This is a genomic window from Algoriphagus algorifonticola (genome assembly GCF_007655305.1).
GTDB lineage: Bacteria > Bacteroidota > Bacteroidia > Cytophagales > Cyclobacteriaceae > Algoriphagus > Algoriphagus algorifonticola.
Map to the genome: position 1 here is coordinate 1 of NZ_VLOG01000048.1, position 12,547 is coordinate 12,547.

The 12,547-nt window shown below is 38.9% G+C and carries 11 protein-coding genes; 5 read left to right on the forward strand and 6 right to left on the reverse strand.

What is annotated here, in order from left to right:
- Positions 1-91 precede the first annotated feature (91 nt).
- The 4 genes from FL972_RS12385 to FL972_RS12400 all read left to right on the forward strand — a co-directional run bounded on the left by FL972_RS12385 (position 92) and on the right by FL972_RS12400 (position 4,671).
- Positions 92-1,102: an IS30 family transposase gene (locus FL972_RS12385; RefSeq protein ID WP_144602280.1), complete on the forward strand. Its 1,011-nt coding sequence runs from the start codon at positions 92-94 to the stop codon at positions 1,100-1,102.
- 292 nt (positions 1,103-1,394) lie between these two features.
- Entirely contained in the window at positions 1,395-1,811 is a 417-nt protein-coding gene (locus tag FL972_RS12390; RefSeq protein ID WP_144605779.1) for a 6-pyruvoyl trahydropterin synthase family protein, read from the forward strand.
- Positions 1,812-2,175: 364 nt separating this feature from the next.
- Positions 2,176-3,318 carry a lipid-A-disaccharide synthase gene (lpxB, locus tag FL972_RS12395; RefSeq protein WP_144605780.1) on the forward strand — a complete coding sequence of 381 codons (1,143 nt, stop codon included), beginning with the start codon at positions 2,176-2,178 and terminating at the stop codon, positions 3,316-3,318.
- Positions 3,319-3,423: 105 nt separating this feature from the next.
- Entirely contained in the window at positions 3,424-4,671 is a 1,248-nt protein-coding gene (locus FL972_RS12400; protein WP_250161345.1) for a serine hydrolase domain-containing protein, read from the forward strand.
- A gap of 66 nt (positions 4,672-4,737) precedes the next feature.
- On the opposite strand, the gene FL972_RS12405 is transcribed toward FL972_RS12400, so the two are convergent.
- The 4 genes from FL972_RS12405 to FL972_RS12420 form a co-directional block, all read right to left on the reverse strand.
- Positions 4,738-6,141, reverse strand: a complete 1,404-nt coding sequence (locus FL972_RS12405; RefSeq protein ID WP_144605781.1) for an MFS transporter — start codon at positions 6,139-6,141, stop codon at positions 4,738-4,740.
- Between the two features lie 139 nt (positions 6,142-6,280).
- Positions 6,281-7,810, reverse strand: a complete 1,530-nt coding sequence (locus FL972_RS12410) for a SulP family inorganic anion transporter (protein ID WP_091649157.1) — start codon at positions 7,808-7,810, stop codon at positions 6,281-6,283.
- 127 nt (positions 7,811-7,937) lie between these two features.
- The gene (locus FL972_RS12415; protein ID WP_144605782.1) at positions 7,938-8,906 is read right to left on the reverse strand and encodes an FAD-dependent oxidoreductase; all 969 of its coding nucleotides are present in this window, start codon (positions 8,904-8,906) and stop codon (positions 7,938-7,940) included.
- A gap of 25 nt (positions 8,907-8,931) precedes the next feature.
- Positions 8,932-9,291 (reverse strand): DUF2200 domain-containing protein, encoded by a 360-nt coding sequence (locus FL972_RS12420; RefSeq protein WP_144605783.1) that lies wholly within the window; start codon positions 9,289-9,291, stop codon positions 8,932-8,934.
- Positions 9,292-9,408: 117 nt separating this feature from the next.
- Between FL972_RS12420 and FL972_RS12425 the strand changes: the two genes are divergently transcribed.
- Complete coding sequence (locus FL972_RS12425; protein ID WP_144605784.1) at positions 9,409-10,248, forward strand: hypothetical protein; 840 nt, start codon at positions 9,409-9,411, stop codon at positions 10,246-10,248.
- Between the two features lie 177 nt (positions 10,249-10,425).
- Here FL972_RS12425 and FL972_RS12430 read toward each other — a convergent pair whose 3' ends face one another.
- Both FL972_RS12430 and FL972_RS12435 read right to left on the reverse strand, forming a co-directional pair.
- Entirely contained in the window at positions 10,426-11,490 is a 1,065-nt protein-coding gene (locus FL972_RS12430) for a serine hydrolase domain-containing protein (protein WP_222116035.1), read from the reverse strand.
- An 83-nt stretch (positions 11,491-11,573) separates the two neighbouring features.
- Entirely contained in the window at positions 11,574-12,527 is a 954-nt protein-coding gene (locus FL972_RS12435; protein ID WP_144605785.1) for a tetratricopeptide repeat protein, read from the reverse strand.
- Positions 12,528-12,547: the final 20 nt, after the last annotated feature.

Below are 12,547 nucleotides of genomic sequence, written 5' to 3' on the forward strand. Positions count from 1 at the left end.
CCCAGATTCAAGTAATAATTGCAACACTAATAGTTTAAGGAAGGAAGCCTAGGCTTCCTTCCTTAGGCTGAATAATTAAATTAGTGTTGACATGCAAAAATTCAATCAGCTCAGCCTAGAGCAAAGATATCAAATCGAGGTTTTAAACAAAGAGGGATTCAGTCAAACTGCAATAGCCTGTCGGGTCGGCGTACACAAAAGTACCATCAGTAGGGAACTGAAAAGAAACACTGGGAAACGGGGACGTAGTGCAGGAAATTACTCAGCACGCATAGCAATGAACCGGGCTCAAGAACGCCATAAATACAAACCCAAACACAGACGGTTTACCGAGGTAATGAAGGAGCAGAGCAGAATCTGGCTGGAAGATGAAAAACTGAGTCCGGAACTGATTGCCGCCAGGTGGAGAGTCAATGGCCAACCGGGAGTGTCCCATGAGACCCTCTACCAATGGATCTGGCTGGCAAAAAAAAGTAACCATTGGCAGTTCAGGAAGGATAGAGGATTATACAAACATCTCAGACACGGTAAAAGAAAACGTAAAAGAGGTAATTACAGGGATTCCAGAGGACTGATCAAAGAAAGAGTTTCCATTGAAAAAAGGCCTCCCGTAGTGGAGCAGAGGCAGCGGATCGGTGATATTGAAGTGGATCTGATGATGGGTAAAAACCATCAATCGGCACTTCTGGTACTGGTAGACCGGGCTACTTTAATCACCACGTTGGAAAAGTTAGAGGGTAAGAACGCCGATGTCATTGAACAGAAAATAACCAGAAGAATCGAACGGATTGGCGCCTCATTTTTTAAGTCAATCACGTTCGATAATGACAAAGCCTTCGCAAACCACCATCGAATCAGGGATAAATTCAACCTGCCAACCTTTTTTACAAGGCCCTATACGTCTCAGGATAAAGGAACGGTGGAAAACAGAATTGGATTGATCAGGGCTTTTTTACCCAAAGGAACAGACCTGAATCAGTACTCGGTGGAACAAATTCAATCCATAGAATTAAAAATCAATAACAGACCCGTTAGAAAGTTTGATTACCTTAGTCCATTACAAAAACTCAAACAAAAATTAGGTGTTGCATTTATGAATTGAACACGGCAAGTAAAGAAGTCTAAATCAGGACTAAAACAGCTCGAATCTTCATTCTGGAAAGAAGTTGAGTCTTATTTAAAAGAGAATGAATTGGATTTAAATAATCCAGCAGAAATGAAAAAGGTATTTGAAATACTCCTTAAAGAGGAGTGAGCTTTTTTGCAGTATGATAAAGAAGCTTTTAAGTAATTCAAAAGCATATTTTTCTATTGTTGAATTCATATCTTGAAAATCACTGATTATTCAGCAGTTCCAGATCTTTTCTATAAATTTGCACCCCAATAGAGGAGTCATGATTTACGTTTGCCGAAAAGAACATTTCAACGCCGCACACAAGCTTTGGAATCCCAAATGGTCTAATGAGAAAAACTTTGAAGTTTTTGGTCCATGCGCCAATGTGAATTGGCATGGGCATAACTTTGAGTTAATTGTGACTGTAAAAGGATTGCCTGACCCTGAAACCGGTTTTGTGGTTGATTTAAAGGAATTAAGTAACCTTATTAAAAAGTTGGTCATCGATAAAGTAGACCATAAAAACCTCAATATGGACGTGGACTTCATGGAAGGAAAGATGGCTAGCTGCGAAATCCTGGTAATGGAGTTCTGGAAAATCTTGGAGCCTGCTGTTAAAGAAATAACTCCTAATGGAGGCTTGCATAAGCTTACGCTTTATGAAACTCCAAGGAATTTTGTGGAGTATTTCGGGTAATCTTTTTCTCTACCACAGAGGACCCAGAGAATCTGAGATTTTTTAATTTTTCTAAATACACCTAATCATACCAGTTACAAAATTTCCTCGACTCGTAATAGACTGGATTCTTAGACTATGCTCAGCAAAGGCAAAAAAAGATACCTATCTACGGCAGGCTGGTTTGAACAAGACTTTCTTTAATTGAACTTAAGTCCATTTTTTGGGTCTATTTAAATGAAATTTGGAAAAATCTTAGAGCTATTCAAAAACCCAACTGATTACTTGTTTGAAATTAAGTGGATATAGAATAGGTTTATTGTTAAACTTCAATGTTTTGAAATTAGTCAACGGCTTATTTAGACTAAAAAATTGATAACCCCCTGTGTCTTTTGTAGTGAAAAATAAAAAAATTTATATCATTTCCGGTGAGCGTTCGGGCGATTTGCATGCTTCTAATTTGATTCAGGCTTTGAAAGTCACCGACTCATCTATTCAATTTAGGGGAATGGGTGGTTCTTATTCTAAAGAAGCTGGCCTGGATTTAGCGGTGGATTATTCAGAAGTGGCTTTGATGGGCTTTATTGAGGTGGTTTTGGGTTTTAGAAAAGTAATTAAATACCTCGACTTAGTTAAAAAAGATTTACTTAACTACAAGCCGGATATTTTAGTCTTGGTGGATTATGGTGGCTTCAACATGAAAATAGCCCAATTTGCAAAAGCCAATCAAATCCCTGTTCACTATTATATTCCACCAAAAGTATGGGCTTGGAATCAAAAAAGAGCGCTAAAACTGAAAGCCTTTACTGATAAGGTTTATAGTATACTTCCATTCGAACCTGATTTTTTTAAGAAGTATGACATGGAGGTGAAATATGTGGGAAATCCTTTATTGGATGAAATCAAAAAATTCAAAGCTCATGATTTTTTCTTTCAAAAAAATGAGCTCAGTTATGCTCCTATTATTGCACTACTACCGGGAAGCAGGACACAGGAAGTACTCGCCATGCTCAATAAGATGATAGCCTTGGTTCCGAAGTTTCCCAACGCCCAGTTTGTAATTGCAGGTGTCGATGGTTTGAATCCAAACCTCTATAAACCTGCTAAAGAGGCTGGAATCAAGCTTGTTTTTAATCAGACTTATGATCTTCTTTCCCATGCTACAGCCGCAGTGGTAACCTCTGGTACCGCTACCTTGGAAACAGCCCTTTTTAGAGTTCCTCAGATTGTAGTATACCGTACATCACCTATTTCGTACCACATTGCCAAAAGGCTTATTCGAATTCCATATATCTCGTTGGTCAATTTAATTGCGGATCAGACTGTAGTGAAAGAATTGATTCAGGATGATTTCTCTATTGAAAATCTGGAGAAGGAACTACTCTTGATTTTAGGAAATCCTATTTACAAGGGTCAAATGCTTCAGGGCTATGATTTGATCCGAGAGAGATTAGGAGAGCAGGAGGCTTCCAAAACCGTAGCATCAAGTATTCTTCAAGAATTGCTTCCTGACAATAAGGAGTTTTAGAGATGCTGTCGGTCAGCGGGAAAGTATAATAATTAAATGCTTCCTGTATTAATACTGGGTAATTATTTGGAAAAGGCTTAATTTATCCGAATAAATATCCTGAAAATGACCAAATTAAAATTCTTCTTTCTGTTCTTTTTTCTAGGACTTACTCAGTCCTTTGCTCAATCTGTTCCCGGAATAATTTCAGATCGAGTATCCAAATTGGATGCTATGCTGGATGAGGCAATAAAAAATCAACAGGTTCCTGGCCTGGTTGCAATGATTCTCAAAGACGGGAAAGTGGTCTATCATGAAGCAAAAGGTTTTGCGGATGTGCCAAGCAATAGGCTGATGAAAAAAGATGATATTTTTAGAATTGCCTCCCAAACAAAAGCTATTACGTCCACTGCGGTTATGATGCTTTGGGAGGAGGGAAAATTCAGATTGGATGATCCAATATCTATGTATATCCCTGAATTCAAGAATCCTAAGGTTCTTTCTAATTTTCGTTATGCTGATACCAGCTATACTACAAAGCCCTCACCCAAAGAGATCACCATCCGCCATCTTTTGACTCATACTTCTGGCTTGGGCTATGGAGTGATAGATGGGGATGAACGCATGAGAATGATTTATCACAAAGCAGGCATCACTGACTTATTTACCACAGAAAACATTAGCATTGAAGAGAGTGTGAAAAAGTTGGCAAAGCTTCCACTACATCATGAGCCTGGAAGTAAATATACATACAGCGAGGGACTGGATGTGTTGGGATATTTTGTTGAAGTTGTCTCCGGAATGCCATTTGACCGCTTTCTACAGGAGCGAATTTTTGATCCCTTAGGAATGAATGACACCCGTTTTTACCTTTCTGATATTCAAGCTCCAAGATTGGTTACTGTACATACTTATAATCAAAGCAAATGGAACCCTTATCCTGTCACTTTTTATGATCCTGAATATCCAAGAAAAGGAGCTAAACGCTTTTTTTCAGGTGGAGCCGGCTTATCAAGTACGACAGCAGATTATGCTAAATTCCTTCAGATGTACCTCAATGGAGGATTTTTAAATGGAAAAAGAATATTGAGTTCCCAGACTATTGAAACCATGATGAGAAATCAGGTTGGTGATTTGTGGAATGGGGACAAATTTTATGGGCTTGCATTTGGAGTTGTCACCGAACAAGGGGTTGCAACTGGGGGATTGGGTAGCGAGGGAACCTTCGATTGGGGAGGTTATTTTAATACCCAATACTTTGCAGATCCTCAGGAAAACATCATCGGATTGATCTTCAAACAAACTTCCGGAGCAGGTAATGGAGATCAGACAGGTTGGAAATTTCGGCAAATGGTATTCACCTTAATCGAGTAATTGAATGGCTAAAATTCTGTACTGTCTAAAATTTGAGGAGTTATAGAATTGGTCAATTGCTGATGATTATGCTGTTTTCTCTTGCAAACTTTCTCCGTCCTTATAATGGAGTTTTCTGAATACAAAAGCAGAGAAAATGGTCAAACCTCCAATTATTAAAAAGGTATACCGAAAGGCATTGTGAATTTCGTGATCAATTAAACCTGCATCCCCTTCAAAAAGCTTTAAAACGATCAAGCCGAATGCTACCCCAAATCCTATTGCCAGTTGCTGATTAACAGATAATAAAGAATTGCCGCTGCTAGTATGATATGGTCTTAAATTGGCAATGGCAATGGAGTTCATGGAAGTAAACTGGATGGAATTGAAAAATCCCAAAACTGCGATAATAGGAAGATGCCAATAAATTGAGCTCTGAAGACTTGGAATTGCAAATGCACAAATCAAAAGCCCAATTAAAAAGGTGTTGAACATCAAAGTGGTTCTATATCCTAACTTTTGAAGAATTTTCATGACCACAGACTTTCCAAGCATGGCTGTTAAAGCCATAGTAGCAACAATCCACCCTGAAATCACTGCGGATTTTCCGTAGGCTATTTGTATCATCAGAGGCAAAAGCAAAGGGACTGAGCTGATTCCTAGCCTTGTCGCCAAGTTCCCGATAATTCCAACTCTAAAGGTCCGAACTTGAAATAAGTCCAAAGGGAAAAGTGGAGTCTCTCTTTTTTTAGCATGCCGATAGTAAAAATAAAACAATAAAATCCCGAAAAATAAACCTACCAGAAGGGGAGTGGTCTGAACAGAATTTCCTAATAGTTCCAGGGAAACGGAAAGCACAAAAGTGGCAGCTGCAAAGATCAAAAATCCCTTTAAATCAAAATCTGAAGGGCTGGAATAGTAATCGGGTAAATACTTGATGCTAAGTATAATTCCAGCCACTGCGATAGGAAGATTGATCAGGAAAATCCAATGCCAAGAGAGATAATCCACCATGTATCCACCCACCAATGGACCTAAAATAGGTCCAATCAAGGCGGGTATAATGGCATAATTCATAGCTCTTACTACTTCGTTTTTTGGAAAAGCCTTGATTAAGGTCAGTCTACCCACTGGGGTCATCATGCTGCCTCCCACACCTTGGATCACTCTGGATATGACTAATTGAGTAAGGCTTTGGGATAAGGAACAAAACAAAGAGCCCAATGCAAATAAGGCTAAAGAAAAAATGAATACTCTTTTGGTTCCAAAACGGTCTGCTACAAATCCACTAATTGGCATCAAAAGAGCCACTGTCAATACATAACTGATAATTGCATTTTGCATGTTGAGAGGTGACTCGTTCAGATCCTCTGCAATGGCAGGTAATGATGTATTCAAGATAGTGGAATCCAACATCAGCATAAAAATGGCTGTTGCCAGGATGATTGGAAGTACTTTTTTTATTTGGGAATCAGAAAGAGCTTGCCCCATAAATGGAATAATATTCTATCGTTTCATCAATCAGAAAAACTTCACTTTACCTATCCGAAACAGGTTCATCATTAGATAGGTTCCTCTAAGATAAACCAAAAAAAAGCGCAAAGGATTGGATTTCTTTGCGCTTCTAATTTTATAACTGATCAACTGCGACCTTGTAAGTGGGGTCTTCCATTACATTGACATCAATAATGGAATCAGCTTTATCAATTAATCGTCTACAATCAGGGCTTAAATGTCTCAGGTGGACTCTTTTTCCGACTTTCAAATATCGCTCGGTTATTTTGTTCAGTGCCTCTATGGCTGACATATCGACAATTCTACTTTCTTTAAAGTCAATAATGACCTCTTCCGGATCATTGAGCACATCGAATTTATCATTGAAGGCTGAAATTGAACCAAAAAACAGTGGACCATACATTTCATAGTGTTTCACCCCATTTTCATCAACATGCTTTCTCGCACGGATTCTTTTAGCATTATCCCAAGCAAAAAACAGGGCCGCCAAGATCACCCCAATCAATACGGCTAATGCCAAATTATGCAATACGGCAGTTACTAAAGTTACCAAGACCATCAAAAATACATCTGACTTAGGCATTTTGGTGAAGGTTCTCAAGCTTGCCCACTCAAAAGTTCCAATCGACACCATGATCATTAGGCCTGTTAATGCTGCCATTGGAACTTGTTCGATCAAGCTGGACCCAAACATGATAAATACCAAAAGCATTACGGAAGCAACGATTCCCGAGAGTCTTGCTCTTGCACCTGATGAGACATTAATCAAACTCTGCCCGATCATTGCACAACCACCCATTCCTGAGAAAAATCCAGATAGAATGTTGGCCGTTCCTTGTGCTACAGCTTCTTTATTTCCTCTTCCTCTAGTCTCAGTAATCTCATCTATGATATTCAAAGTCAATAAACTTTCAATCAATCCCACTCCAGCTACAATAGCAGCATAAGGAAAAATTAGCTGAAGAGTTTCTAGATTGAATGGAATTGCGGGAATATGAAAAGGAGGGAAGCCACCTTTAATAGAGGCAATATCACCCACTGTTTTCGTGTCAATATCTAAAAATGTTACGATCGCAAAGACTGATAAAATAGCGGTCAGGGATGCAGGAATAGCTTTTGTCAGTTTTGGTAGACCCCAAATAATCAGCATGGTCAATAATACTAGTCCCAGTAGAATGTAAAGAGTAGAACCGCTCAACCAATTCCCATCTTCTCCTTTAAACTGATCCAACTGTGACATGAAAATGATGATTGCCAAACCATTGACAAAGCCAAAAATCACAGGATGCGGCACTAGTCTCATCAATTTTCCAAGTCTTAGTGTACCCGCAGCAATCTGTAAAATACCGGCTAAAATCACCGTGGCAAAAATATATTCCACTCCATGTGAAGCGGCTAAAGTTACCAATACAACTGCAATGGCGCCTGTTGCTCCGGAAATCATCCCCGGTCTACCGCCCAAAATAGAAGTGACCAGTCCCATCATAAAAGCAGCATACAATCCAGTCAAGGGTGATAGTCCTGCAATCAGGGCAAATGCCACTGCTTCAGGAATTAAAGCCATGGCTACCGTTAGTCCGGAAAGAATTTCAATTTTATAATCTACTTTTTGAGAAAAGTCGAATAGGTTCAAATACTTCTTCATAAATAGGTTTGATTAGCAGAGTTTTAAAAGAAAATTTTTCTCTATCGTGACTGCCTTGGTTTGAAAGGAAGCGCAAAGTTACAAAAAATGAGTCAAACCAAATATTATTCTGAGAACAAGGTTATTTCTATTGGGAAGAAACCTTTTTCCTTAGCTCCTCTGCCAATTCCAAAGCGCAACCCCAAGCTACGGTAAAGCCAGCACCTCCATGTCCATAATTATGAAAAATTCTAGGATATTGGGGATCAAATTCAAATCGGACGGCACTTCTTTTTGGTCTTAATCCTACTAAAATTTCCAAAACTTTTGGAGGAGTACTGACTCCAAAAGCTTCTAGTCTTTTTAAAATGAGGTCAGTATCTCTAGCGTCCTCGTTCTCATTCCAATCATTGTCATAATCAGTTCCACCAATGACAGCATCCTGACTCCTATTGATAATGTAAGAAAGAGCTCCTTTTTTGGTGGGATCAGCGAAAGAGGAAACTTCCATTTTTTCGGTTCGTAAGATCTGACCTCTCATGGGATGCAGGTCCTGATCTTTACAGAGGGCTTTTGCACCTAAACCGGTACAGTTTATTACAAAAAATCCCAATTGATTCATTTCCTCCAAACTATCAAAAGTACGCAGCTCAAACTCTCCTCCTGCATCACGGAATTTTTCAAAAAGATAAGGAAGGTATAAAGGAGGTTCGGCAAGTGGTACTTCGGCAATGAGTCCTTTTTCCATGCCTTTTGGAAGCTCTCTTTCTGTAGCCTCTCTCACTGTTCCGGGAGGTAAGTGCTTAACCCATTCTTCTTCCTTCAGGTCATTGAAAGCATTCAAAAATGGAATCATGCTTACTCCTTTGGCAAAGGAGGATTCTTTTAGGTAGCGCGCATAACTCACGCCTGCCCAACGGTCGGTTTTAATTTTGGGTTCGATGGAATATGGAAACCAAACAGCCCCGACTTTATTAGAAAGAGTGTGATCAATTTTTTTCTCAGCAAAGATTTTAACTAGAAATCCAGCTTCCTGCAATGCAATTGCTGAGGTTAAACCGATGATACCGGCACCAATTACCGAAACGCTATTTTTTGCTTGATTTGGTGATTTCAATGGAAAAATTGAGCAATTGGTTAAATCAAGATTGTCTTAGGATCTTCTCCATTTTCTTTCCTTTGGCTAATTCATCCACCAACTTGTCCAAATATCTGACCTTTTGAGATAGTGGATTTTCTATATTTTCCACTCTGATACCACAAATGAGCCCCGTAATTAAATGAGCGTTGGGGTTTAAATTGGCCTGTTGGAAAAAATCTTGAAAATTGGCTTTTTTATTAATCAAGGTCTGAATTTTCTTGTCATCAAATCCAGTCAGCCATTTGATTACTTCCAGTAATTCTTCTTCAGTTCTGCCTTTCTTTTCCACTTTTGTGACATAATGTGGGTAAACGGAAGAAAATGTCATTTCGGCAATTCTCTGATCTGTAGTTTTGCTCATATCTCTCTACAATTAATTCATTCAATTTACCCTTTTCCTATTGTTTTTTGGTCAAAAATTTTATTTTTAAACTTTAGTTACATCGTAATAGCAAAGGCTTTTTAAAAATTTTTCATCATGCAAACAGATAGATTAATAGGTGTCGTAGTTTCATTTTATCCAGACAAGAATTATGGATTCATTCAAACTCAAACTGAAGACACCTATTTTTTTTACCAATCAGAATTGAATTACCAGGCAGACTTTGCAGAAGGATTGATCCTCAAGCGCTACGAAGCGCTGATTGGTGATCTGGTAAGTTTTGTGTTGAGGCCAAACTTTAGGGCGGATGATCCCCCGATTGCTACAGGATTAGTCAGAATGATCAATTTTGACCGCCTCAAAATGATTGAAATGGCGATGAAGAAAGAGTATTTGGTTGGAACTTTAAAAAAGTTAGGGGATGAATTTTTTGTCAAGCATCGTGAAACGGGCGCTTGGGTTAAAGTAATGGAAAATTCTTTATACAAAGACCCTAAATGCTGGATGGAAGAGAGAATTCAATATTGGGTAAAGTTTAAAATCAACCTGCCAAAAGGAGAGGAAAAGGTCGTTGCCTATTTATTAGACATACCCTTTAGAGGCAAAGTCAAAGATTTAATTTTAAGGATTGAAAATGCACAAAAAATAGAAGGGAAGGTCGTTCACCGGTCGAATGCAGGAATAACTGTCGTGATCAAAGATTACTACATCAATGGAAATCTATCTATCAAATCAGCTAGGACTGAAGAGGAAAAGGAATATTTCAATCAAGTGAAATTAGGCGATTTTATTAGTGCCTATCCGATCGATATTGATCTTGAAAAGGAATTAATCACGCTCGATTTTTTCAGAACAAAAGCTGAACTCGAGATGCAAAAGGATGAAAAAAGTAAAATGGTTTTAGAGTTACATGAATATCCTCTTTCTTACCAGTAAGAAGAATATGGCTTAGTATTAGCCCAAAGGATCAATATCCCGAAGCTTCGCCTGCCGTGGCTGGGTCATCGGTCATCGGTTGCCTGTGCTGAGCGGAGTCGAAGTACCTAATCGGTCAAGCAAAGAAAATATGGTAAGTGGCAAGATTGCAGATAATCAGATAGAGTTAAATCAAGATTAATTAATCACCGCATTTATTTTTTCCCAAAGTGCCTGATCAAAGCCTGAAAGGGCAAAGCTAGGCCTTGCAGGATCTGAGGCTCTTCCCATCCTTACAATGACCATTTTTTTGCTTGGAATCACGTAAATTCTTTGATCTTCTGCTCCCATGGCGGCAACCATATCAGCTGGAGCATTAGGGATTAGTTGTCCGGGGAAAATATTTTGGCTACCCGGCAACATAGCCTGAGATTTACCATTAAGCCACCATAGATAGCCGTAAGCAGGATTAATCGTCTGTGAAGTTGATGTGCTTTCTTTGAAATAATCCTCTTTTATTATTTGCTGATCAGCCCATTTCCCTTGATTCAGCGCTAAAAGTCCAAATCTCCCCATACTTCTGGTCGTGCTATGATAAATTGTAAAGACAATTCCGGTATTCCAAAAACCTTCCATTCCAATCTTACTCTCAAGCTTGGAATCAAAATAAGATTCAAAACTCTGGCCGCTTGCAGATGATACTACATCCATCAGTTTTTGAAATACATTGTGATAGGACCATCTTGTTCCTGCGTCAGCCAGATAAGTGAGATTAGATTTGATAATCAGTTCACTTTCATCATTGATTCCCGAAGTCATGGTCAAAAGAGATCTGGGGGTAATCAAATTTTCCTTACTTATTGGCATATTAGTCCAGCCTTGTCCAAGGTATTGAGAAACTGGTCTATTGATATCAATCAGGCCTTCCATTTGAGCGATTCCGGTGGTAGCAGTAACTAGTGTTTTCCCGGCGCTATTCCATTGCCACATGGTATTCGCGGTATGGCCATCAAAATATTCTTCCACTGCGATTTTTCCATTGACCAGAATAAGAAAGGATTTGGTATTTTTTGTCCTTAGAAAATCCAGTAGTGATGGCAATTCACTTTGTTTCCAACCTAGTTCTGAATTATTGACTGTTTCCCAGCTTGATCCTTGGATGGGCGGGAAATACATCTCAGAAATAGATGGGTTAGGATCGACTTTTTCACAGGAAAAAATCAGGATAGAAGCCAAGATCAAAAGTGAAGGTCTAATTTTCATTGTAGAAAATTTAATGATTTGACTCTGCCCAAAGCAAAAGGTTTAATCAATGATTTTTGAGCTTTATTGGACTCCTCTACAGTCTACTTGTCTCCAAAATATTTTATCAAATCACTCTCTGCCGCTATGTATCCAAAAGAGGCAAAGGAATTGGTTTGAATGAGCTCTTCCATCATCATTTTGGCGGTTAGGGTATCTCCATTATATAAATACCAGTTGGCCACTCCATAGCGAATAGCATCATTGGAAGGATTTCCGCCCGGACCTGTCTGAATCAAAGAATCCACAGGCAACCACCCCTTGTAAAGCGCACATAAATCTGCATAACTCTGGTTTTCAATTACTGTTGAATCAGCATGGATCGGAGCTAAAAGTGAATCGGCTTTGCTCGGATTTCCCAAACGTTGCTGTATCATATAAAGCCAATGGGTACTAGATACAATGTTGTCATACAAATCTCCACTTTCTCTGCATTTTAGGTAAGCTTTGTAGGCTTTCTCATAATCATGTTTGAGATAATATGCCAATCCTAAATGATAATAGATATTTCCGTGCAAAGTACTTACGGGGATATTTTTTGCATTAGGCATACCGTCCGGCTCAATTTCATTTGCTGTTCTTTGAATCAGAGTGGCTGCTTTTTCCAAATCTTCAATTGCTTTGTCAAATTCACGGATGCTGATATATCTATGACCTCTATGCCTGTATAATTTGGGTTCATCGGGGAATTTTTCAATTCCTTTGGAATAAATCTCAATTGCCTGTACATACTGGCCCAAGTAGGCTGTCCTTCTTCCATACCAAATTAAAGCTTCTACATCATCCGGGTTTGCTTCATAAGTAGATTTTGCTTCCTCAAATTGTTTGAGCGTTTTTTCGCTCGGTGCTGTAATAGTATAGGTTTTCCCAAGGGGCGTGGAGAATACAGAATCAGCATCTGAAAGCAACCAGTCTGAATCTCCTGATTTGTCATTCTTTTCACAGGAAAAGAGGACAAAGGGTATAGCTAAAAAGAAGAGAAAGCGTAGTTTGATCATGTTTTTTTGATAAAATATTG